The sequence below is a fragment of the Prochlorococcus marinus XMU1412 genome, from assembly GCF_017696315.1.
Lineage (GTDB): Bacteria > Cyanobacteriota > Cyanobacteriia > PCC-6307 > Cyanobiaceae > Prochlorococcus_A > Prochlorococcus_A marinus_AF.
On sequence record NZ_JAAORJ010000004.1, the window covers coordinates 79125 to 102326 of the forward strand.

The 23202-nt window shown below is 32.3% G+C and carries 30 protein-coding genes; 19 read left to right on the top strand and 11 right to left on the bottom strand.

What is annotated here, in order from left to right; translation table 11 throughout:
• From HA152_RS06905 to HA152_RS06920, 4 genes are all read right to left on the bottom strand, one after another.
• The coding region (locus tag HA152_RS06905) for a glycine--tRNA ligase subunit alpha (protein ID WP_209134904.1) at positions 1-209 on the bottom strand (209 nt) is incomplete at its 3' end.
• Between the two features lie 152 nt (positions 210-361).
• Positions 362-748: a DUF1824 family protein gene (locus HA152_RS06910; RefSeq protein WP_209134906.1), complete on the bottom strand. Its 387-nt coding sequence runs from the start codon at positions 746-748 to the stop codon at positions 362-364.
• A gap of 21 nt (positions 749-769) precedes the next feature.
• The gene (locus HA152_RS06915; RefSeq protein ID WP_209134908.1) at positions 770-1102 is read right to left on the bottom strand and encodes a phenylpyruvate tautomerase MIF-related protein; all 333 of its coding nucleotides are present in this window, start codon (positions 1100-1102) and stop codon (positions 770-772) included.
• A gap of 2 nt (positions 1103-1104) precedes the next feature.
• A complete protein-coding gene (locus tag HA152_RS06920; RefSeq protein WP_209092066.1) occupies positions 1105-1275 on the bottom strand; it encodes a hypothetical protein in 171 nt (56 codons plus the stop codon).
• 152 nt (positions 1276-1427) lie between these two features.
• Between HA152_RS06920 and HA152_RS06925 the strand changes: the two genes are divergently transcribed.
• Together HA152_RS06925 and HA152_RS06930 are read left to right on the top strand one after the other, a co-directional pair.
• A complete protein-coding gene (locus tag HA152_RS06925) occupies positions 1428-2066 on the top strand; it encodes a methyltransferase domain-containing protein (RefSeq protein WP_209134910.1) in 639 nt (212 codons plus the stop codon).
• 106 nt (positions 2067-2172) lie between these two features.
• Positions 2173-2418, top strand: a complete 246-nt coding sequence (locus HA152_RS06930) for a hypothetical protein (RefSeq protein ID WP_002807817.1) — start codon at positions 2173-2175, stop codon at positions 2416-2418.
• A gap of 6 nt (positions 2419-2424) precedes the next feature.
• Here HA152_RS06930 and HA152_RS06935 read toward each other — a convergent pair whose 3' ends face one another.
• The 3 genes from HA152_RS06935 to fldA all read right to left on the bottom strand — a co-directional run bounded on the left by HA152_RS06935 (position 2425) and on the right by fldA (position 4882).
• Positions 2425-3078, bottom strand: coding sequence for a DUF3386 domain-containing protein (locus HA152_RS06935; RefSeq protein WP_209134912.1), 654 nt, complete (start codon positions 3076-3078; stop codon positions 2425-2427).
• 77 nt (positions 3079-3155) lie between these two features.
• Positions 3156-4214, bottom strand: coding sequence for a chlorophyll a/b binding light-harvesting protein (locus tag HA152_RS06940; RefSeq protein ID WP_209134914.1), 1059 nt, complete (start codon positions 4212-4214; stop codon positions 3156-3158).
• A 143-nt stretch (positions 4215-4357) separates the two neighbouring features.
• Positions 4358-4882: a flavodoxin FldA gene (fldA, locus tag HA152_RS06945; RefSeq protein ID WP_025891058.1), complete on the bottom strand. Its 525-nt coding sequence runs from the start codon at positions 4880-4882 to the stop codon at positions 4358-4360.
• 140 nt (positions 4883-5022) lie between these two features.
• Here fldA and HA152_RS06950 point away from each other — a divergent pair, with 140 nt between their 5' ends.
• The 5 genes from HA152_RS06950 (at position 5023) to HA152_RS06970 (ending at position 7673) form a co-directional block, all read left to right on the top strand.
• The gene (locus HA152_RS06950) at positions 5023-5757 is read left to right on the top strand and encodes an AhpC/TSA family protein (protein ID WP_209134916.1); all 735 of its coding nucleotides are present in this window, start codon (positions 5023-5025) and stop codon (positions 5755-5757) included.
• Positions 5758-5772: 15 nt separating this feature from the next.
• The gene (locus tag HA152_RS06955; protein WP_209134924.1) at positions 5773-6030 is read left to right on the top strand and encodes a SemiSWEET family sugar transporter; all 258 of its coding nucleotides are present in this window, start codon (positions 5773-5775) and stop codon (positions 6028-6030) included.
• 85 nt (positions 6031-6115) lie between these two features.
• Positions 6116-6340, top strand: coding sequence for a hypothetical protein (locus tag HA152_RS06960; RefSeq protein WP_209134926.1), 225 nt, complete (start codon positions 6116-6118; stop codon positions 6338-6340).
• Positions 6341-6545: 205 nt separating this feature from the next.
• Positions 6546-7331, top strand: a complete 786-nt coding sequence (locus tag HA152_RS06965; RefSeq protein ID WP_209134928.1) for an AEC family transporter — start codon at positions 6546-6548, stop codon at positions 7329-7331.
• 90 nt (positions 7332-7421) lie between these two features.
• Positions 7422-7673 (top strand): CopG family transcriptional regulator, encoded by a 252-nt coding sequence (locus HA152_RS06970; protein WP_209134930.1) that lies wholly within the window; start codon positions 7422-7424, stop codon positions 7671-7673.
• On the opposite strand, the gene HA152_RS06975 is transcribed toward HA152_RS06970, so the two are convergent.
• The 3 genes from HA152_RS06975 to HA152_RS06985 are packed head-to-tail and all read right to left on the bottom strand — an operon-like array spanning position 7670 to position 11528.
• Positions 7670-9475 carry an ArnT family glycosyltransferase gene (locus HA152_RS06975; RefSeq protein ID WP_209134932.1) on the bottom strand — a complete coding sequence of 602 codons (1806 nt, stop codon included), beginning with the start codon at positions 9473-9475 and terminating at the stop codon, positions 7670-7672. The genes HA152_RS06970 and HA152_RS06975 overlap by 4 nt on opposite strands.
• Before the next feature lie 6 nt (positions 9476-9481).
• Entirely contained in the window at positions 9482-10558 is a 1077-nt protein-coding gene (locus HA152_RS06980; RefSeq protein ID WP_209134934.1) for a glycosyltransferase family 4 protein, read from the bottom strand.
• Positions 10559-10586: 28 nt separating this feature from the next.
• A complete protein-coding gene (locus tag HA152_RS06985) occupies positions 10587-11528 on the bottom strand; it encodes a DMT family transporter (protein ID WP_209134936.1) in 942 nt (313 codons plus the stop codon).
• A 52-nt stretch (positions 11529-11580) separates the two neighbouring features.
• Between HA152_RS06985 and sppA the strand changes: the two genes are divergently transcribed.
• The 12 genes from sppA to HA152_RS07045 all read left to right on the top strand — a co-directional run bounded on the left by sppA (position 11581) and on the right by HA152_RS07045 (position 22295).
• Entirely contained in the window at positions 11581-12390 is an 810-nt protein-coding gene (gene sppA / locus HA152_RS06990; protein ID WP_209134938.1) for a signal peptide peptidase SppA, read from the top strand.
• Between the two features lie 6 nt (positions 12391-12396).
• Positions 12397-12780: a chorismate mutase gene (aroH, locus tag HA152_RS06995; protein WP_209134940.1), complete on the top strand. Its 384-nt coding sequence runs from the start codon at positions 12397-12399 to the stop codon at positions 12778-12780.
• 70 nt (positions 12781-12850) lie between these two features.
• Entirely contained in the window at positions 12851-13429 is a 579-nt protein-coding gene (locus HA152_RS07000) for a DUF2808 domain-containing protein (protein ID WP_209134942.1), read from the top strand.
• Between the two features lie 30 nt (positions 13430-13459).
• Complete coding sequence (gene rpmH / locus HA152_RS07005; protein WP_002808184.1) at positions 13460-13597, top strand: 50S ribosomal protein L34; 138 nt, start codon at positions 13460-13462, stop codon at positions 13595-13597.
• Positions 13598-13609: 12 nt separating this feature from the next.
• Positions 13610-13996 (top strand): ribonuclease P protein component, encoded by a 387-nt coding sequence (gene rnpA, locus HA152_RS07010; protein ID WP_209134944.1) that lies wholly within the window; start codon positions 13610-13612, stop codon positions 13994-13996.
• On the top strand, positions 13993-14406 hold the full coding sequence (locus HA152_RS07015) for a PH domain-containing protein (RefSeq protein ID WP_209134946.1): 414 nt from the start codon (positions 13993-13995) through the stop codon (positions 14404-14406). The genes rnpA and HA152_RS07015 overlap by 4 nt, the downstream gene beginning before the upstream one ends.
• A 72-nt stretch (positions 14407-14478) precedes the next feature.
• Positions 14479-15621, top strand: coding sequence for a membrane protein insertase YidC (gene yidC / locus HA152_RS07020; RefSeq protein WP_209134948.1), 1143 nt, complete (start codon positions 14479-14481; stop codon positions 15619-15621).
• 15 nt (positions 15622-15636) lie between these two features.
• The gene (locus HA152_RS07025) at positions 15637-17103 is read left to right on the top strand and encodes an AAA family ATPase (protein ID WP_209134950.1); all 1467 of its coding nucleotides are present in this window, start codon (positions 15637-15639) and stop codon (positions 17101-17103) included.
• A gap of 121 nt (positions 17104-17224) precedes the next feature.
• A complete protein-coding gene (gene serS, locus HA152_RS07030) occupies positions 17225-18502 on the top strand; it encodes a serine--tRNA ligase (protein ID WP_209134952.1) in 1278 nt (425 codons plus the stop codon).
• A 9-nt stretch (positions 18503-18511) separates the two neighbouring features.
• A complete protein-coding gene (rseP, locus tag HA152_RS07035; protein WP_209134960.1) occupies positions 18512-19591 on the top strand; it encodes an RIP metalloprotease RseP in 1080 nt (359 codons plus the stop codon).
• A 62-nt stretch (positions 19592-19653) separates the two neighbouring features.
• Entirely contained in the window at positions 19654-19956 is a 303-nt protein-coding gene (gene rpsN, locus HA152_RS07040; RefSeq protein WP_209134962.1) for a 30S ribosomal protein S14, read from the top strand.
• 173 nt (positions 19957-20129) lie between these two features.
• Entirely contained in the window at positions 20130-22295 is a 2166-nt protein-coding gene (locus HA152_RS07045; protein WP_209134971.1) for a polyribonucleotide nucleotidyltransferase, read from the top strand.
• 4 nt (positions 22296-22299) lie between these two features.
• On the opposite strand, the gene HA152_RS07050 is transcribed toward HA152_RS07045, so the two are convergent.
• Entirely contained in the window at positions 22300-23199 is a 900-nt protein-coding gene (locus HA152_RS07050; RefSeq protein WP_209134973.1) for a 3'(2'),5'-bisphosphate nucleotidase CysQ, read from the bottom strand.
• Positions 23200-23202 lie beyond the last annotated feature (3 nt).

Sequence of the window (23202 nt, forward strand, 5' to 3'; positions counted from 1 at the left end):
CTATTTGGATTATCGCCAAAACGTCCATCTGTAGGTCTTCTACATGGCTCCGCGTATGCCACACTCCAAGGTTCTGGCCCAATAGCCCTTAAAAAAGTATGCGGATTCATTGTTCCAGCACCTTTTTCGGTATCATAAGGCTGCATAATTAAACAACCTTCTTCTGACCAAAAATTATTTAAGTTTTTAATTATATCCTGAAAAAACATTAAATTAAAATAGTGAAAAAACTTAGATCAATGCCAGTAGTCATAATAACAAAGCTTTAAAGTAAAGAATATTTTTAAATCTAAATTCTCAAAAATATCATCCGATAATAAGCTGTCATTGAATTAGATCCTTGAAAAAAATAAGGAATTAATTATGTAAACAAATCTAATGGCAATGGTCCAAAAGTATTAGATTCTTTGGTAATTTCGTCATACTGACATGTTATTAAAATTCCTTCTCCAAGACCATTTTCAGATCTAACAAAAACATTACCAGTTTTTTGATTAGCTTTTAAAAAAACACCTCCATCAGCATGAAGGGAACCTAGATTACCAAATTTAATTGAGGGATATTTCTCAGAAATTGACTGTAATGCTTCAATAGCTCTATTATCACTAAGAGCCATTATGCCTATCGTTATCCAATCGGCATTAAAAATATTTGCTTCTAGTTCCTCTAAAAGTTTTTTTTCTTGTCTATCACTTAATTGAGGGGCAGTTCTAAGATTATTTAAATCGACTAAACTATTTATTTCCATAAGCTTTATATCTAAAAATTCTTAACCAAATGTCCTTCCATTCCAAGCCCACAACGAGGCTGGTACATCCTCGAAAGAAATATAAATCCTATCTATTGGGATCCCCATTTTCTCATATACAAAATCTGATATTGGCTTTGCCATTTCTGAAGGATTTAGAGAACCTATTGATTTGATTTCTAAAAAGCAAGAAGGTGTTTCATCATCAAAATACATTTGACAATTATCATCTATTTTCGCCATAACAAAACTTCTTGATTTATTAGTTAAAGATGAAATAAGAATTGAAATTTCTTCGAGTAATTTAGCTTTTTCATTTACTTTTGCTGAAGTCGAAACATTAATATAAGGCATCTCTATGCAGCAAGATAATCTTTTTTAGAATCATTTTCTAGATAAACAGTTTTATTTTTTAAATTTCTTTTTGATGAAAGATATGCCATATCATATGAACTTATTCCGTTTTTATAAGGATTGAAAAGAGCATTTTTAGACCTGTTTTTTTTGCTCCTCTTGAACTCAATCATCATTATTAAATCATTAATTAATAATTTAACTTTTTTTGAAAAGATGTCTAGTTTTTTTGAGAATTTTTAATCTATTAATGAAAAAAAATTCCTAATACACAATTAGAATTTCTTTTTACTAGATTTGAAATGTTGATTCAAAATTAGTTGCTTTGGAAGTATTAAATAATTATCAAAGGGAAAAACTTGATGAGAGTAATGATGAAGAATTTTATTCTGATCCAAAATTTGTTTATCATCTAGATGCAAACTTCAGGCAAAATCTATCAGAATTATATGAAAGAGAAATTGACAATAATTCAACTGTCCTTGATTTAATGTCTAGTTGGGATAGTTATTTACCTAAAGGGAAAAGATATAAAAAAGTTATTGGACATGGTTTAAATAAACAAGAACTTGAACGAAATAAAATTTTTGATTCTTATTGGATACAAAATTTTAATTTAAGTCAACAAATTCCCCTAGATAAAGAAAGCGTTGATTATTGCTTGATGGTGGCCGCATGGCAATATTTACAATATCCAGAGAATTTAACGAAAGAAATTGCGAGAATATTGAACAGAAAGGGCAAGATTATTATTGCTTTTTCAAACAGAGCATTTTGGCATAAAGCTCCTAACATATGGACTTCATCTACTGAAGAAGAAAGGGTTAAATATGTAAGAAAAGTATTAATCTCAAACGGATTTAATGAGCCAAAAATTATCAAAAAGTTTACTGAACCAGCACTTAATATCTTTAATTTTTTAAATAAAGACCCATTTTATTGTTTAATCGCAACCAAAGAGTAAATTTTTAATCACATTGCATTAAACAATTCTATGATAAAGTCATCAACTATTTTTCATAGCCATATTTTTAAATTTTTACTAATATTGGGTAGTTAAAATTAATAATATGGGTTCTAAAAGAGAAAAATATCCTGAAAAATGTCCTTGGGATCTTGGCCCTAATCAACATTTAGCAAAAGAAGAGAACTGGACTTTAAGATTAGGAGAAGCAAATGTATGCTTTAGCAAAAATAAATTAGATAATAATTATTTTCATGTAATTAGTAATGAAAATGAGGAGCAAATTTTAGCTTTTAGAGCAAGACTCCTATATCAAAAACTACTTGATAAAGGGTTTAGATTGGTTGAATAAAAAAAACTAATTTAATAAGCATAGATCCTCAAAGACAAACTTTTGTGTTTCTTCTTCTTGATTTTGGTTTAAGTATTTTATTGTCCTCGAATTTAATATCCAATAATCGTTTTTACCCATATTTAGAAATTCATCCTCATATTCTAATTTTTGAGAATTTGTCTCAAGTGTATCTGGATCAATTTGTTGACTACTATATTTTTTACTAAGGGAACCTGTTCCTGTATCTAAAAATTCTTCTACAAAAATTTCTATTATAATTCCATGAATTTTTCTGTAGACCATATTAATACAGTTATTTTTAACTCTATATTTATCACCTTGATTCTTACCTGAAACACTCATTTCAATCCCACTTTCAGAATTTTTAAGTAAATTAAAATTATTGTCTGAGTGCACTGATTCAAATTCTCTCTTTACTCTATGTATACAAACTTCAAATAACTGAGAGGCAATACTTTTTACAACTTTCTCATCTTCTATTTTTTGAATATTTGGTTTAAAATCTTTATCTAACGCGAATTCACCTTTATAAATATTATTCTTATTCAAGAAAATACATTTACCTTGGTAACCATGAAAATCATTATTCCAGGTGTAACGATTTTCATAAGCCTTTTTAAAAATCTCCTTACAATTAATTTCTTTTAGATTATCCATTAATTTTTTGAAAACGTGAAATAATTCTACAAAAAAAAAACCTCCCTGTTAGAGGAGAGGTTTTTTATTAGATTAAATTAGTTTTGAGTAATTTTTGTATTTTCAATATTATCAAAAGCTTGACCAATTTTCTTAAAGTCAAATCCCATTGCTCTTAGTGCGTGCCAAAGATGACCTTGTAAGAAAAAGAAACCCAAATAAAAATGAGTATTAGCAAGCCAAGCTCTTGAGCTATATGCTCCTGAACCTAAATCTACTGTATCAGTAAAATAAGGGGCAAATTCAAATTGAAGCTTCAAAGGTTCTCCATATAGATCAACTGGATATATGGTCGTATTTGAAGCACACCAAAAAGCAGCAACAAAAGCCATGTAAGAGACGCCAACAACTGAGTATGACAAAATTGCCTCAGCACCAAGTAATCCTTTCCCTTTGAATTCTGTATATTCTCCAAATTGTTTAGTACAAATATGGAAAACACCTCCAATTATTTCTAGGAAAGCTAGGAAAGCATGTCCTCCCATAACGTCTTCCAGACTATCTATTTTTAAAAAATCAAATTGATGATTCCAGATAGCGGCAATATCTAAATTGTAAATAACTTGTCTTGTGGATCCTATTGCTGGATCGTAAATTCCATGAATACGAGCCCATTCAACGAACATAATTGCTCCAAGCCCAAGAAAGATTAAATGATGACCAAGAATAAAAGTTAGTTTATCTGGGTCATCCCATTCGAAATCAAATTTTTGTGGCTTACTATTTTGTGGGTAGTCTCCAAGATCACCTGCAAATTTATTGGAATGTAATAATCCCCCAGCACCCAATACTGCTGAAAAAATTAGATGTAATGTGCAAATTACAACAATTCCATATGGTTCTGTAATTACACCATTTTCAACGCCACCAATTCCAATACCAGCTAGGTGAGGCAAAACGATTGCTTTCTGTGCACCCATTGGAATACTGGCGTCGTAACGTGCCAATTCAAATAATCCAAAGGCTCCTGCCCAGAACATCATTAGGCCTGCATGGGCAGCATGGGCAGCTATGAATTTACCTGAACGGCCAACGACACCAGAATTCCCTGCGTACCAGTCATAGGTGACATCAGATTTTCCGTAAGTTTGTAACACTTGATTTAAGTAAACAGCAAATTGAGCATATTGCTTATCGCTATTTTTTTTACATGTTCTTTACAGATTTAATTACTTATGTAAAAAAAACATATTGTAAAAGAACAAATGTTACAAACTAGGGAAGTAATATCTGAGAAAGCTTACCCCAATGAAGGGATTTCACCCTTAAGCTGAGAAGCCCATGTTTCAAGACGGGAATCTGTCAAATCAGATTCACTATCCTCATCAAGAGGTAATCCACAAAAGCTTTCTCCAATAACACTTTTAGACTCATCAAATGTATAAGAAGATTTATCTACGTAACCGACCATCTCGGCGCCTGCTTTAGTGAAGTAGCTATGAAGTTCTTCCATTGCATCACAATAGTTTTCTGTATATGTAGAAGAATCTCCTAAACCAAAAATTGCAACTTTTTTTCCTGATAAACTTAGTTCACCAATATCCTCTAGGATTGAATCCCATGCAGTTCCAGATCTTTCCTCATCGGCACCAGTATTCCAAGTAGGTATCCCGCAGATAATTCCATCAAGACCTTCAAATTCCGAAAGATCATCCACATCAGATACATCTTTAGGTGCTTCTGCTGAAGAGATAAAGTTGTGAAGACGATCGGCTACGTCTTCAGTTTTTCCAGTTGTAGTTGCGTAATAAATTCCTACAGTCATAACTTCAAAATGTTTACATTAAAATAATAAAATCTAAAAACGTTAAATTAATTTCTTAAAAAACTATTTCATGTAAAATTTTATACTAATCAAGGTATGAAAATTTTTTTGAGAATAATTTATAAAACATTTAAACCATCGTGACTGACAAATTTCAAAATGATATTAAAAATCTTATTGAAGAATACAACTTTAATGGGCTTAAAAAATTTAAATTAATTGTTTTATTTGGTTTATTAGGAGATTTTGATAGCCTTGAATATGCAATAAATTTGAAAAATTTTATCGATAATAATCAAGATAAAAATTTAGATATTTTTGCAATTGCTATTGGCAACCAAAATGGGAAAGAGAAATTCTGTAACTTTACTGGCTTTCATAAAGAAAATTTAATAGTCGTTTCTAATAACCAAATTCATAAAAATCTCAAAGTCTCAAGAGGATTAGATATTGGATTAGGAGGTTGGATCAATATGCTTTTGATGTTATCAGGAATAAATTCTTTAAAAACAATCAAAGAAGTTATTAGGGGTTATCTCGGAGACCGGAAAGCAAAGCAAATCTATTCAGAATTTGACAAAATTGAAGTTTTAAAATTTATAAAATTTTCAGGTAATTCATTTAGACAGGTTTTCGGGGATGGTTATTTGAGACCATTCGAATTGGCAACATTTAGATTAAATAACATGAATGAAGTAATTCAAAACTGGAGTGATTATATTATTAAAGAAGAATACCTTCCTCAAAGAGGGGCTTCTCTTCTATTGAACAATAAAAATCAAATAATTTATAAATTTTTTTCAAATGATGTGCTTGGATATTCATCAAACATGAGGGATCCTTTAAAGTTTTTGACTGATTTAATTAAAGAGTAGTTTTAAAATATTTTTATGAATGTAGATATATTCGGATATTTTGCAGCGATTTTAACAACAGCGGCATTTCTACCTCAATTGATAAAAACTTTAAGAACAAAAAAGGCAGATGATGTTTCTTTGACAACATTAATAATGTTTATTATCGGTGTTTTGTCTTGGATTATTTACGGTTACAAAATTTCTTCTACACCAATATTGATAGCAAATTTGATTACCCTAATCTTAAATCTTTTGATATTAATCTCTAAAATATATTTTTCAAAATACTAAAATAGATAAAATAATTTTTTAAACGCAATTAACTTTATATTTATTACTTAATTCTTTATTAAAATAGAAGAAAATTTTTCTTATCTTGAAAACTTCAAAATGCTGGGTTTGGTTTAAAGGAAGCCTTAACAATGGTGGATATTGGAAAGAGGGTTTTACTTGTACTTTTGATGAGAAACCAGGAGTTTTAATAGAAAGTCCTGCTTACGTAACTTGTCGGGTTCCTACGTGGAGGATTTTGACTAAAGAACCAGAAAATATAAATAAATCTCCTCTAATACCTGATAAAGCAATCTGGAAAATAATTTAAATACCTAATTAATAATAAAAAACTTTTTGACTTTACTACGGCAAGTTAATATTGCTTTAATAAATATTTTTTTAATACTATCTACTCTCTTTTCATAAATATTATCCCTTTCTTAATCTTTGGTTTTCTTCTTGGGAAAAAAAATCCAAAGATTTCAAAATATATTGCGAGACCTCTAATAAGATTTGGAATTCCATTAAGTGTAATGGGTCTCCTATTGAAAGAAGGTATAGATATAAATCTAATTAAAAGTGCATCTTTAGCATTCTCCTTAATTGGATTTTTAATAATTGTGATAAACATAATCCCAATATTTAAAAAGAGGCTTCCAAATCACACATTGCAGCTGGCAGGCCTAATAGGTAATACATCATTTCTTGGAATACCCATTGCGATAGCTCTTCTACCTTCAACAACTATAAATTTCACTATAGGATTTGATTTAGGGACAACACTTTTCGCTTGGATATTTGGACCTTTTTTTCTTCAAGGAAAATCCAAAAATAATAATATTCCAAACATCAAAGGTTTATTTAATGCATTAATAAATAGTCCTGCATCAAGGGGGATTATTGGTGTACTTCTTGCCTATCTTTTCCAAATAAATGAAATTTTAGGCAATTACCTTTGGATTCCAGCAAGAATTGTTATTGCTTTAGCAATAATAATTGTGGGAACAAGACTTGGAATAATCACAACTCAAAACGAGAAGATTTTGGATCTAAATGAAGAAATTAAATTTTCAATTTTATTAAAGTTATTTATTCTTCCGTTTATTATTTTTTTAGTATGCAAATTCTTAAATTTTGACTTTTATCAATCATCTGCAGTAATTCTTCAGGCAGGAACTCCAACAGCAATATCCACAATATTAATGGCAGAGGCTTATGGTGTGAAACAAAAAATAGCTTCAAAAATTCTTTTTACCACAACTCTAATTTCAATAATTACAATTCCTCTATTAAAAATGTTCATGAATTTATTTATTTAAACAACCTTAATGGAAAAGCTAAAAAGCATGAATAATGAATAATGTAAAGATTATATCCTGATAACTAAATAATGTCTTAAGATTTAGGTTATGAAGTCAGCATCCCCTGAAAATGAATATATCCCTCTAGATCTAAGGATTTCTGTGAGGAGAGATACTCTAAGGCTTATCTCAGAAATGGCTCAAGATATGGGAATAAGCATTAATGAAGTTTTTAGTTTTTTAGCCGAAGATTCTGTCATCGATCTCGAATTAATGGAAGATTTGAATAGGATTAATATTCCAAGCAAGTGCAGCATCGATGATTTAAAAAATGCTCTTCTTAAAAAAAGACTTTGTTAAAATTTTTCAACTTTTCTATTTTCCCAGTTAGATTTATAACCACTATTCACTAAAAATCTAGAATACTTATTTAAATCACTTTTTCGAATTCGCCATAAATTATAAATCCCAAATTTGCCCAACTTTTGATGATTAATTTTTGACCATTGCTCTCGGCGGGTAGAGTATTCATCTATCACGACCAATAGAGATTTATATTCATAATCCGGTTGATCCTCATAATTCTCTCTTCTATCAGTTTTTAGTCTTTCTGACAGATTAATTAATCCCTCTTCAGTGTTTGCTTCATAAAAAACTATTTGTCTCGAATAATAATGTAATGAAGGTTTTCTTATCCCGATCATTGCTAAAGTTTCCCTTCCCTCACGAATATCTAAAATTAATTTTGAGATATTCCTTAAAGGTAATTGCCTTGAAGTATCTGCTAATTTTCTAATTGGCGACATCAAATAAGATTGCCCAATTAAAAGTAAAATTTGTAGATAAAGGAGGATATTTCTAGACTTTAAAGAAAATAAGATTATTGCAAGAAGGGTAAATGAAGAGAAGAACAATTTAGCTTTGAAAATAATCCCAGAGCTTATAAGTTCAGATGCAAGATTAGGCATTTCGGGATCATTAATAGAACTCAACCAAATATTTGAGAAAAAGAATGCTATTGAGAAGCCAAACAAAATTAAAATATTAAAGATCCAGAGAAATAAATAACTTTTATTTATTTTTTTTAAGCTTATAAAGCTATTACTTGTTAATAATGCTGCCGCAGGAATTGCTGGCAACCAATAGCTAGGTAGTTTCGTTGCAGAAAGGCTAAAGAATATTAAAACTGACGTTAACCAACATAGAGAATATTTATAAAGGGTTTCAGTGACATTGCAACTTTCTTTTGAACTTTTAAAGAAATCCTTAAAGGTTTTAAATATCCCATGATACAAAAAAGGAGTGAATGGTAATGAAGCCAATATCATTATGTAAAGAAAAAACCAGAATGGTTCTGAATGATTATTTACAACTGAGGTATATCTTTGAAAATTATGGTAACCAAAAAAATTATCCCAAAAAGGCTTTCCCTCTTTTAGAAGTTCTAAGACGTACCATGGAACACTAATTAGTATTGTTATTAATAAACCCTTCTTAGGGTTTATCTTACTAAGCAAAGTTTCCCAATCCTTTTGGGAAAACAAGAAAGTCGTAATAGTCAATAATGCCAAAACAAATGCAACAGGTCCTTTAACTAAAATTGCAAAACCTAAAAATAACCAAGCTGAAATACATTGATCATTATTTTCACTTGCCATTCTTCTCCAAAACAAAAGCAGGCTAATCCCTAAGGTTCCAGTTAAAAGGGCATCACTCACGGCGGTTCTACTCCAAATAATTATTAATGGAGAAAGAGCAAAGCCTAATGAGGCAACTATTGGAGTGAGGAAATGCCTATCACTCTTCTGTGGCCAACAAAACAACGTATCTCCAATCATCAACATTAAAAATAATGATGCCAAAGCTGAAGGGAGTCTTGCTGAGAGAGTCCCGAAACTATCCCAAATCTCATTATTCGGTAATGAGTAAAAAAAACCCATGAGCCAATATATTAGTGGAGGCTTATCAAAACGGAATATTCCATTGACTTTTGGAGTTAACCAATCACCTGATTCACTCATGGCACGCGCAGCAGCGGCAAATAAAGGGGGAGTTTCATCCACCAATCCTGTACTGCCTAAACCTAAGATAAATATAATGATCCCACAAACTAAAACTATCAATAAAGTTATAAGCCTTTTTTTTGAGTTAAAAAGAATCATTTAATATTATTTATATTCATGCATTACTTTATTAAGCCAGTTCACAACCTTGTTAGCAAATATATCTGCGGAGGCATTTTTTTCTACCCATTCTCTACATTTTTGACGCTTTATATTTTCAATAATCTCTACATAAGAAAGCATATTTTTTTTATCATCAGGATCAGCAAGATAACCTGTTTGGCCATGCTGAATAATTTCACTAGGTCCTCCTCTTTTATAAGCTACAACAGGTACCCCACAGGCTAAAGCTTCAACAATAACGTTCCCATATGCCTCATTCCATTTCGGAGTATTTAGCAACCCTCTGCATTTACCAAGTTCTTTTTGTAATTCATCGGTTGATAAAAACCCCATCCAATCTATAGCTCCTTGAGGGAATGATTTTTCTATCTTTGAGGCATACATCTCATCTTCTATAAATCCCCAAACTTTTAATTTTTCGCCAAGTTTATTTGCTACATAAACTGCATCCTCCAAACCTTTCTCCGGAGCGACTCTTCCAACCCATGCCAAGGGTCCCTTCACTGAATCTTGAAAAATATAATTATCCAAATTAAACCCATTCCCAATAATTGTTGGTTTTTTTATGAATGGATAATCATTAGCTTGCATTTTCGAATGAAAAGCAAAATTATTAGGATATTCAGTATATACCTTAGAGATTAAATTACTAATTACTGAACTTTCAGAACCCATACTAATAATATGTGCAATGGGTATCTCTAAATTTAAAGTCATCCATATAGGCAACCAATCATAGGACATGTTTAACAATACATCTGCATGTTTAGCAATATCTATTCCCTTTTCCAGCATTCCTGCTAAAAGAGAATTGTCTGGGATACTCACGGGAGAGTTATAATTTTGATGCTGCCAACTAATTTGTTCTTCACCTTCCACAAAATGTAATTTTGCTTTTACATTACTTTCATGTAACGTTGAATTTTTTGGAGCTACAACTTCAACAGAATGACCTAAAGAAATTAAACCTGAAACTAAAGAATTTAAAGTTAATTCAACTCCACCACCTTTACCACTCCCAATGAACCCTATTGGAGTACTAATCAAAACTATTCGCATTATTAGACTTTTTACAAAAAGAAACTAATTAAATAGTAGTATCAGAAAATTTATTTTCCCATAAACTCTTTCTCTGGCTTACAAAAAATACTGAGATAAGAACAAACACCACTCCTATCCACTGCACAGTAGTGAGTCTTTCATCTAACCAAACACCTCCACTGAGAAGAGCAAATACAGGTGTTAAAAATGCAAGAGTACTAAATCCAGTTATTTCTTTATTATTGGCAAAGTAGAAAAACAATCCATAAGCTATTGCTCCTCCAAAAATACTTGCAAATGTCATAAGTCCCCAATCAAATATTGACCAATCTGGAATTATTGTGAAATTTGATTTTAAGCAGTGCTTAATAATTAAGGGCAAGCTGCCTAAAACCATATGCCAACCTGTAACTGCCACTGGATCACTTTTAGTACAAGTGAATCTAATTAAAATTGTTCCTAATGCCATAGCGAGAGAAGCTGCAAGCATCCATAATTCTCCAAAGTTAAAAGCAACATCACTTATAGACTTATCAGACATCAGCCACCAATTCCCTAAAAATTCTTGTGGAACTCCTAAAAATACTATTCCTCCCAAGCCAAAAAGTAATCCTAACCATCCTATTGGATTAATTAAATTCCCAAAGATTGCCCTCGCTAAAATAGCTACCAAAAGCGGTTGAGAATCAATTAATACAGAACCTAAACCTGCTCCAGTTTTTTCAATACCATAAGTTAAAAACAACTGAAAAAAAGTGGCATCAACAATCGTAAAAACAAAAAACCATTTCAAATCGCATCTATAAATTTTTAAATCTCTTTTAAACAAATATGTTGTTATTAGAACAAGAATCCCTGCAGGAAGTAATCTTAAAGAAGCCACAAACTCTGGCCCAGCACTTGATACTAGAGGAGTCATTGCCGCCATTGAAGTACCCCAAAGTGCAAAAGGGAGTATCATTAAAAACCAATTTAGGATTGAATTCATTAGGTCTGCTGATAGTCTTTTTAAAGTAGTTTTATGTATTTACCTTAAAAGAATGATTTGGCCTTTTAGACGAAAGTCAAAAAAAAGAATAGCTCGTATAGTAATTGATGAGGCTATTACAAGTTCAACAAGAGTTTCAGTCCTTAAAGCTCTTCAACAAATTGAGGATAGAGAATTTCCTGCTTTAATCGTGAGAATTGATTCTCCAGGGGGTACAGTTGGGGATAGCCAAGAAATATACTCTGCTATTAAAAGGCTTAAAGATAAAGGTTGTAAAGTCATTGCTAGTTTTGGGAACATCTCAGCATCAGGAGGCGTTTACATTGGTGTTGCATCTGACAAAATAGTTGCTAATCCAGGCACAATTACAGGATCTATTGGTGTGATTATAAGAGGAAATAATTTATCTAAATTATTAGATAAAATCGGCATTAAATTTGAGACAGTTAAAAGCGGTGTATTTAAAGACATACTTTCTCCAGATAAACCTCTAAGTGAGGAAGGTAGAGGTCTACTCCAAGGGCTTATAGATGAAAGTTATAAACAATTTACTGAAGCTGTCGCTGAAGGAAGGAATTTACCTGTTGAGGAAGTAAGAAAATTTGCTGATGGAAGAATATTCACTGGAACACAAGCACTCGAACTTGGTCTTGTTGATAAGGTTGGAGATGAATTTGTTGCAAGGGAGCTAGCTGCTGAGATGGTTAATATTGATCCAAAAATTCAGCCCCTAACATTTGGGAAGAAGAAGAAAAAAATACTTGGACTAATTCCTGGGAGTAGAGTGATTGAAAAAATTATCAATAATATCTCTTTTGAGTTTGACTCATCTAATAAAGTACTTTGGTTATATAAGCCTTAAATCGATATGTATGAAAAAATGAAAGATGATTATAAAATTACATTTATCCGTGGAGCTACAACAGCATCCGGGAATTCTATTAGGGAAATAGAAGTTGCCGTAGTGGAACTAATTGATGAATTAATTTCACGAAACAATCTAATTAAGAAGAACATACTATCCATTACATTCACAGCTACAAAAGACTTGAATGCATGTTTCCCCGCTTCAATTGCGAGGAAATTTAATGGGCTTGATTCAGTTGCCTTTTTAGACTGCCAACAAATGCACGTATCAAATGATGTTGATTTTTGTATAAGAATAATGGCTCAAGTTTTATTGCCGCCAAATTATGCAATAAGGCACCCTTATTTAAAAGGCGCTGCAAAATTAAGGGCCGATAGATGTTAACCTTAGTGAAATTATATCTCTGTTCTAAACTTTAATAGCACTAACTAAACCTTTAGATTCGCTTCCTTTAATGTTAAAAATCACAAAGAAACATACTTTAAATCTTAAAATTTTAAGATTTTTTATTATCCCCACAATTTTAGTTTTAACTCCTTTTTTTAATAACATCCAAGATGCTAAAGCGGGGCTGGAATTCCAGTGGGATCAAGACGATAGTTATAGAAGATTAAAGTGGTTTCAAAAAGAAAAAAGAAGGAGATTTAGAAATACAATTTATTTTTTCTTGAGGCCATCTGATAGAAGAACTGATCTCTTAAAAATTAATCTAGCTATTCCTAAGACCTTTAAATCCACTCTAAATAATGAAAAAATTAGTTTTTGCAAAGTAAAAATAGGTGGTTATGAGAGTAGAACTAAATGTTTAGAGGACATTCCAGCTGATTTCGAAATCAAGACTGATGAATCAGGCTTACGTTCATTAGATATTTACCCCTATAGCCCAATTCCCTCTAACAAAGAAAGTTATGCAATTGTCTTTAAAATCTTTAATCCAAAGAAATCAGGTTTATTTCAATTTCATTCATTTGGGCAACCTAAAGGGAAATCATTTTCAAGTTATTTAGGAAGCTGGACTATAGTGATCGATTAAATGATAAATTAAATAGGGATAATTAAACAAATGACTAAAAGAACTTTTGGCGGAACTTCAAGAAAAAGAAAACGTGTATCTGGTTTTAGAGTAAGAATGCGTTCTCATACAGGTAGAAGAGTTATTAAAAGCAGAAGACAAAAAGGTAGAGAAAGGATAGCTGTATAAATTTTAATTTAAATGGCCTTACCTAAGGATATGCGTTTAAAAGGTCACAGGACTTTTAATTATATTCACAAAAATTCCATAACATATCATGGAAAATTAATGACATTTAAAGTTGCAAGATCAAATCCAGCAATACTCTTAACCCATAAATTTAAAGATACTTCAAACAGTTTTAGGGTTGCAATTGCTATTAGCAAAAAAGTTTCTAAAAAAGCTGTAGAAAGAAATAAATTAAGAAGAATTCTGCAAGAGTGGTTATTAACAAACATTCAAAAAATTAATAACCACAAACCTTATTGGTTACTTGTTAACCTTAAATTTGGGGATTTCTGCAATGATAAAAGTACACTTTTGGAGGAATTTCAAAACTTAATGTTCAAATCTCGTCTAATCAAATGATTAACATGAATGAAGAAACCTTTTATGAAGGTGGTCCTGCTAAAAGTGATTTAATAATAAATCTACTAGCAGGAATCACTATACTTGGTTTGCCATTTACCTTTGCCGCAATAGTTAGAGCATTGTGGTTAAGATATAAAATTACAAATAAAAGAATTACAATAGATGGTGGGTGGTTTGGTAAAAACAAAACACAAGTCTCATTAAGTAACATTGAAGAAATCAGATCTATACCAAGGGGATTTGGTTCATATGGTGATATGGTTCTTATCCTTAACGATGGATCAAAGGTTGAAATGAAATCATTACCTTTATTCCGAGAAAAGCAAAAATTTATTGAAGAAATTATAAATAAAAGATCACAAATCCCAAATCTTAACGAGGTAGAGGGTTTTGCTACTAAATCCTAAATAAATTAATTACAAAAATCTTTTTTTCCTGTAAAATAAAATGTCTAGTAAAATTACACTCTTTTTAATATCGTGATAGGGTTCATTTCTGAAAAATTACTTATCCCTATTCTAGACTTTTTCTACGGTTTAGTCCCTAGTTATGGCCTAGCAATCGTTGCATTAACAGTTGTCATTAGAATTGCACTTTTCCCTCTAAGCGCTGGTTCCATTAGAAGCGCAAGGAGGATGAAGATTGCCCAACCAGTAATGCAAAAAAGGCAAGCAGAAATAAAATCTAGGTTTTCGGGTGATCCAAAAAAACAGCAAGAAGAACTTGGGAAATTAATGAATGAGTTTGGCAGTCCCCTCGCAGGTTGCCTTCCCCTAATCGTCCAAATGCCTGTCCTATTCGCATTGTTTGCAACCCTAAGAGGCTCTCCATTCGCTGATGTTCCTTACAGCATAAATCTCAAGGTCGTCCCACAAGATCAAGTAGCAGCAATTGATCCAAAACCTTACAAATCCCCACGCCATTCTATATTTATTACAGAAAAATCACATTTTCCTGTAATAGCAACTATCCCTAGTGGAACAAAATTAGGAACTGAAGAATCTATAAAAGTAAATTTGCAAACAACAAATGGTAATAGCTATTCGGATGTTTTATCTAAATATGACAACGGTTCTAAATTCCTCCCCACTTGGAAGGTTTCTAAAGGATCCGAAAATCTTAAGGTTTCCCAAGACGGTACAGTAACAGCAATTAAACCGGGTGATGCAACAATAGAGGCGAAAATCCCTGGTCTTGCGGCAAAAAGTGGTTTTTTATTTATTAAAGCTCTTGGCCAAGTTGGTTTTTATGTAGATGGAGCAATTAATTGGGATATTGCTGCATTAGTTGGTGCCTTTGGGTTAACCTTACTTCTCTCTCAAGTTTTATCAAGTCAGGGGATGCCTGCGAATCCACAGCAATCCACAGCAAATAAAATTACACCAGTTATGATTACTGGAATGTTCTTGTTTTTCCCACTACCAGCTGGGGTTTTACTATACATGGTTGTTGCTAATATTTTCCAGGCATTTCAGACTTTTTTGCTTAATAAAGAAGCTCTTCCTGAGAATTTACAGAAAATTTTGGATCAACAATTATTAGCAAAAAATGAAGTAATTACCACTTCTGCTTCAACTATCTCAGATAAGAGATTACCTTTCGAACCTAATAGTAAAAAATAGTCTTGATCTTAAATAATGAATTCTTGGTGTAGAAATTTAGAATTACTCATAAAATCAAGAAACTCATTAATTTGGATTAGGACTAAAGAAGAGGAAAGATTAGAAAAATTAGTTAATTTATCTTGTGAAAGAATAAATATAAAAAGATTCGTTTCCTGGGATTGTGTTAGCGGTATAAAAGGATTAATAAATGAAGAAGGTAAATTTTCTAACAATCCGTTAGGAGTACTTAATTGGCTTAAAGAACTAAATTCTGAAGTTTCAACAGTTTTATTAGTCAAAGATTTTCATAAATTTTATGATGATCCATCTATCAATAGAACTATTAAAGAACTATCCTCAGCGCTTAAAAAAACTAGTCATAATTTAATTATTAGTTCTCATTTATTTCCATCATCAGAAGAGTTGGATGAATTAATGGCAATTGTAAGTTTACCTTTACCTGACCAAAGAGAATTGAGAAATCTAATAAAACAAATTGCTATCAACACCAATTCAAATCTAGAGGAACAAGACTTAAACGAACTTTCTATAGCTTCAAGTGGACTTACCGAAATAAAAGTAAAGCAAGTCACTGCAAAGGCCCTTGCCCAAAGAGGAAAAATAAGTAAAGAAGATATTAAAGATATTCTTGAAGAGAAAAAACAAGTTATCGCTAGAAGCGAAATTTTAGAATTTTTCGAAGCCAAGTCAAGTCAAGATGATATTGGTGGTTTAAATGTTTTAAAAGTTTGGCTTAATCAAAGATACAGGGCCTTTTCTAAAGAAGCTAGGGACTATGGATTGCCTATTCCCAAGGGAGTCTTACTCATTGGAGCTCAAGGAACAGGGAAATCGTTAACAGCAAAATCAATTTCTAAGAGTTGGTCGATGCCGCTCCTTAGGCTAGATGTTGGAAGACTATTTTCTAGCCTTGTTGGTTCAAGCGAAGCAAGAACAAGAGAAGCAATATTAAGAGCTGAGGCAATGTCTCCTTGTATCCTTTGGATCGATGAAATTGACAAGGGCTTTGGTGGCGATGCCAGAAGTGATGGAGGAACAAGTCAAAGGGTTTTGGCAAGTTTGCTAACTTGGATGGCTGAAAAAGAATCCGCCGTATTTGTCATAGCTACCGCTAATGCTATAGATAAGCTTCCTGCTGAATTATTAAGAAAAGGTAGATTTGATGAGATATTTTTTCTTGATTTACCAGATTCTGAAGAAAGATTAAGTATTCTGGATCTGCACTTAAAAAAAAGAAGACGAAATTACAGTTTTCCTCTTTCCACTATTATAGATAGAACAGATGGATTCTCAGGTGCAGAACTTGAACAAGCAGTGATTGAGGGGATGCATATTTCATTCTCTGAAAATAGAGAACTTATGGAGAAAGATTTAATAAAGGCAGTCTCTGAATTAGTTCCCTTATCTAGAACAGCTAAGGAGCAAATTAATTTACTAAAAGAATGGTCAACTACTGGGCGGGCTAGATCTGCATCATAGTTAAAAAATCCCATCTAAAATACTCCGTAAGTTAGAAATCACTAATTTAGTTAATTTTTAGTCAAAAATCCCTAATATTGAATTTAGATTAACTATTTTAATGAAGGTATAAAAAAAAATAGTGTTAGATCAAAAATTAATAAGAGAAAATCCAACTTCAGTTGAAGAAAGTTTATCCCTAAGAGGAAAAGTTTTTAATATTTCCCAAATACAAAAATTAACTCTTCAAAAGAAAGAAATTGATATAGAAATATCCAGTCTTCAATCTGAGAGTAAAAAGTTAAGTAAATTGATTGGTCAAGAAATCAGCAAATCTAAAAGCGACAAGTCTCCAGAAGTAAATAATTTAAAGAAGAAAGGAAATGAATACAGAACCAAAATTTCAGAATTTGAAGAGAAAAAAAGAACCTTAGATAAAAATATACATAATGAAATTTGTAATTTGCCAAATATACCTAGCAAAGATGCACCTATCGGAAAAGATGAAAGTGATAATGTACAAATAAAAACTTGGGGGGACCCTTTTAGAAAAGAAAATATAAAATCACATTGGGAAATAGGAGAAAGTCTTAATATTTTTGATTCTACAAAATCAACAAAAATATCAAAAAGTCGTTTTATTACGCTTATAGGCAATGGGGCCAGATTAGAGAGGGCATTAATAAATTTCATGCTCGATGTGCATACACAAAATGGTTATTTAGAGTTAATGCCTCCAGCTTTAGTAAATTCAGAAAGTCTTACGGGATCTGGACAATTACCTAAATTTTCAAATGAAAGTTTTAAGTGTTCTAATGACGACCTATGGCTTTCTCCAACAGCTGAAGTTCCACTTACTGCTTTTCATAGAAATGAGATTATTAATCCCAAGTACTTACCTCTTAAGTATGTTGCATATAGCCCATGTTTCAGGAGAGAAGCTGGAAGTTATGGAAGGGATACTAAAGGTTTAATAAGACTGCATCAATTTAATAAGGTTGAACTATATTGGTTTTGTGATCCAAGTAAATCAATAGAAGCTCATAAAAAGATCACTTCAGATGCAGAAAGCATTTTAAGAAAGCTCAATCTACCTTACAGATTAGTTGATATTTGCACTGGAGACTTAGGTTTTTCCTCAAGTAGAACTTTTGATCTTGAAGTCTGGCTACCCAGTAGTAAATCTTATAGGGAAATTTCAAGTTGTAGTAATTGCTTAGACTTTCAATCCCGCAGATCATCAATAAGAACTAAAATTGATAAAAAAAATACATATTTACACACCTTAAATGGTAGTGGTCTTGCTATAGGAAGAACGATGGCCGCGATTCTAGAAAACGGCCAACAATCAGATGGGAGCGTTAGAATCCCAGATGCTCTAGTTCCATATTTTGGATCGAATTTTTTAAAAACTACTTAGTATAAATATATGAATGTTTTAACCTCAATAACAGTTCTGGGATTTCTCATTTTTTTTCATGAGATGGGACATTTTCTTGCAGCAATTTTACAAGGCATCTATGTTGATGGATTCTCAATTGGTTTTGGGCCATCAATAATTCAGAAAAAATACAAAGATATCACATATTCATTTAGAGCCTTCCCTTTAGGAGGATTTGTTTCTTTCCCTGATGAGGAAATAAATAATATTGACCCTAAAGATCCAAATCTTTTAAAAAATAGGCCAATTTTCCAAAGAGTTATTGTTATATCTGCTGGGGTATTTGCTAACTTAATTCTTGCCTACACTATCTTAATAGTAAATGTAACTACTATTGGTATTCCATTTGATCCGGAGCCAGGCATCTTAGTTTTAGCTACTCAGCCTGAGAAAGCTGCTTCTCTTGCTGGATTAGAATCAGGAGATAAAATCCTAAAAATTGGAGGCCTTACTTTAGGGCTAGGTGATCAAGCAGTTTCAGCTTTAGTAAAAGAAATTCAACTTTCATCAAATAAACAAATTTCAATAACAATTGAGAGAGGGGGGAACCTTAAAGATTTAACTTTGGTACCCAAAAATGTTGATGGTAAAGGCACGATAGGAGCTCAATTACAACCTAATATTAGAAAAGAAACTAAAAAGACAAAAAACATATTTGAACTTTTTAAATACACTAATAATGAGTTTTCATCACTTTTAGTAAAAACAATTCAAGGTTATAAAGGATTAATAACAAATTTCTCCTCAACAGCTCAACAATTGAGTGGGCCTGTCAAAATCGTTGAAATAGGAGCTCAACTATCACAACAAGGAGGTACAGGGATATTATTATTTGCTGCATTAATTTCTATTAATCTAGCAGTACTTAATTCATTGCCATTACCTTTATTAGATGGAGGACAGCTTGTATTTACTTTAATTGAAGGCTTAAGGGGAAAACCTGTCCCAGTCAAAATACAAATGGTTGTTACTCAGTCCAGTTTTTTTCTTTTAGTTGGATTAAGTGTTCTGCTTATTATTAGAGATACAAGTCAACTTTTAATCGTACAAAGATTACTAAACCAATGAATTAATTTTTAAAATTGTTAGCCAAGCTGTTAATATGTTAAATAGTTTAAAAATTATTATAAATGGCCAAAAAGTCCATGATTGCAAGAGAGGTCAAACGCAAAAAGCTTGTAATTAAATATGCTGCAAAAAGGAAATCATTATTAGATGAATTCAATGCGGCAAAAGATCCAATGGAAAGGTTAGAGATACATAGAAAGATTCAGGCTCTACCTAGAAACTCTGCTCCCAATAGAGTTAGGAATAGATGTTGGGCGACAGGTAAACCTAGAGGGGTTTACAGAGATTTTGGTCTTTGCAGGAATCAATTGAGACAAAGAGCTCATAACGGTGAACTTCCTGGCGTTGTTAAATCAAGTTGGTAGTATACGTTTCTTAATTTAATTATTATATTTTCTTCAAAAAAAAATGTTAATTGAATAAATTCATGAACATTTAAGGACATTTTTAAAAATTTTTACAGCTTATCTAAATAAATTACTCAATATGTCCCTATAAAATGTAAGAATAAATTATGTATAGATTTATAATTTAAAAAGTGGAAGGACAAAATAAGTCGATCACGTTTGACGGACGAGAGATACGACTAACTACAGGGCTATATGCTCCCCAAGCAAACGGATCAGTAATGATTGAGTGTGGTGACACATCGTTATTAGTTACAGCAACAAAAACCGCAAAAAAAGAAACTTCAGACTTTCTACCTCTAATATGCGACTATGAAGAAAAACTTTATGCTGCCGGAAGAATTCCTGGTGGTTTTATGAGGAGAGAAGGTCGCCCGCCAGAAAGAGCGACTTTAATTGCAAGGTTGATTGATAGACCAATGAGACCGCTTTTCCCTTCATGGATGCGAGATGAAATACAAATAGTTGCCTCTTGCCTTTCATTAGATGAAAGGGTTCCAGCAGATGTATTAGCAGTTACTGGGGCTTCAATTGCAACTTTGCTTGGAGAGATTCCATTTTATGGGCCAATGGCCGCAGTTAGAGTTGGTCTCATTGGAGATGATTTCATCTTGAATCCAAGCTACAGAGAAATAGAGAAGGGTGATTTAGACATTGTTGTTGCAGGATCACCTGACGGTATTGTCATGATTGAGGCAGGTGCTAACCAATTATCAGAGCAAGATACTATCGAAGCTATAGATTTTGGTTATGAGGCAGTAACTGAACTAATTAAATCTCAAGAAGATTTACTAAAAGATCTAGGCATAAAACACGTTAAACCATCGGACCCTGAAGAAGATAAAACATTGCCCTCTTATTTAGAGAAAAATTGCACAAAAGGGATTGAATTAATCTTAAAGAAATTTGATCTGTCAAAAGAAGAGAGAGATCTTGAACTTGAAGAAATAAAAGTTGAGACTCAAGGTAAAATTGAATCTTTAAAGGATGATAACCAGTTAAAAATTCTTTTAACAGAAAACGATAAGTTATTAAGTTCCGACTTTAAAAAACTTACAAAAAAATTAATGAGGTCACAAATTATTAATGATGGCAAAAGAGTTGATGGTAGAGATCTAGACGAAGTAAGAAAAATATCAGCTTCTGCAGGAATCCTCCCAAAAAGAGTACATGGTTCTGCATTATTTCAAAGAGGTTTAACCCAGGTTTTATCAACGACAACTTTGGGAACTCCTAGTGACGCTCAGGAAATGGATGACCTTAATCCAAGTACTGAAAAAACTTATCTGCATCACTATAATTTTCCACCCTATTCTGTGGGAGAAACTAGACCAATGAGAACTCCTGGGAGGAGAGAAATTGGCCATGGAGCATTAGCTGAGAGAGCAATAATCCCCGTACTTCCTGGGAAAGAGACATTTCCTTATGTGTTAAGAGTAGTTAGTGAAGTTTTAAGTTCCAACGGATCAACTTCGATGGGATCTGTATGTGGCAGTACACTTTCATTATTAGATGCAGGTGTTCCTTTAAAAGCTCCTGTAAGTGGTACTGCTATGGGCTTAATAAAAGAGGGAAAGGAAGTACGAATTCTTACAGATATTCAAGGAATTGAAGACTTTCTTGGAGACATGGATTTTAAAGTTGCTGGTACTGATAAGGGAATAACTGCATTACAAATGGATATGAAAATTACAGGTTTATCAGTCTCTATTATTTCTGATGCAATTAAAAAAGCTCGTCCTGCCAGATTACATATATTAGAAAAAATGCAGGAGGCAATAGATAAACCTCAGGAATCCCTTTCTCCGCACGCTCCCCGACTTTTAAGCTTTAGGATTGATCCTGAGCTTATAGGAACAGTCATTGGACCTGGAGGCAGAACAATCAAAGGTATTACTGAAAGAACCAACACAAAAATAGATATAGAGGATGGTGGAATTGTAACTATTGCATCTCACGATGGAGCTGCTGCTGAAGAAGCTCAAAAGATAATAGAAGGCTTAACACGCAAAGTTCATGAGGGTGAGATCTTCTCCGGTGTCGTAACAAGAATAATACCCATCGGTGCTTTTGTAGAAATATTACCGGGCAAAGAAGGGATGGTTCACATCTCTCAATTATCTGAAGCTAGAGTTGAGCGAGTTGAAGACGTAGTAAGACAAGGAGATGAAGTGACAGTTAGAGTAAGAGAGATTGATAGCAGAGGAAGAATTAATCTTACTTTGAGAGGTGTAGGACAAAATAGTGGGATGTCCTATCCTGAGCCAACACCTACTCCAGTAGCTCCATTAAATTAGAAAACTAAGGGTAGATATCATATTTTTGGATAATTTCAGATATTTGCGTGCAAATTTTTTTATGATTTTGTTCGCTATTTGACGCGATTATTATACCTGGATGCTCCAAAGTAGTTGTACCATAAACCAAATCTTCGTTATTAATATTCGTTATTGCTCCCCCAGCAGCTTTTAAAATTGCTTCTGGTGCAGCAAAATCCCAGTCTTTTGGAGCGCTTTTGCCGGGCAAACTTAATGAAATGTAGATATCACTTTCTCCTCTAAGAATTGAAGCAACTTTACATCCAATACTTCCCATTACAATTATTTTCTTAAATTTAATATTATCAATCAAATTTTTCAATTTCTCATTTCCATGGTTTTTACTAGTTACTACTGTCATCTTTTGGAGAATATTTGTTTCGGAAAAATTTTGTTTTTGAATACTTCCATTTCTTTTCTCAAGCCAAATTGTATTTGCATAAGAAATCCATAATTCATCTTTTTCGGGGATGAGAACTATTCCAATATGTGGCCTTCTTTTATAGTTCAAAGCTAAGTGCATGGCAAAATTTCCGGTCCCTTGAATAAAATCCTTAGTTCCATCTAAAGGATCAAGAACCCAAAGCCAATCTGTATTTCGATCGTAATAATTAGTTTTGATTTTAAAGTTTTCTTCGCTCAAAATTCCCCAATTAACATTAGGGTATTTTTGATTTATTCTCTTAATAATTAACTCATTAACTTCCAAATCAGCCAGAGTTACGGGGTCATTAATATTTTTATTTTTAAGAATTTCGGATTTTTTTTCTGATTTTTTAATAATATCAGAATAAGTTAACAAAATATCTGCCACTTCCCAGCTTAAATTTTTCAGGTCATCTATAAGATTATTGACATTCACTCCATTAGGTAATTTAATCATTCA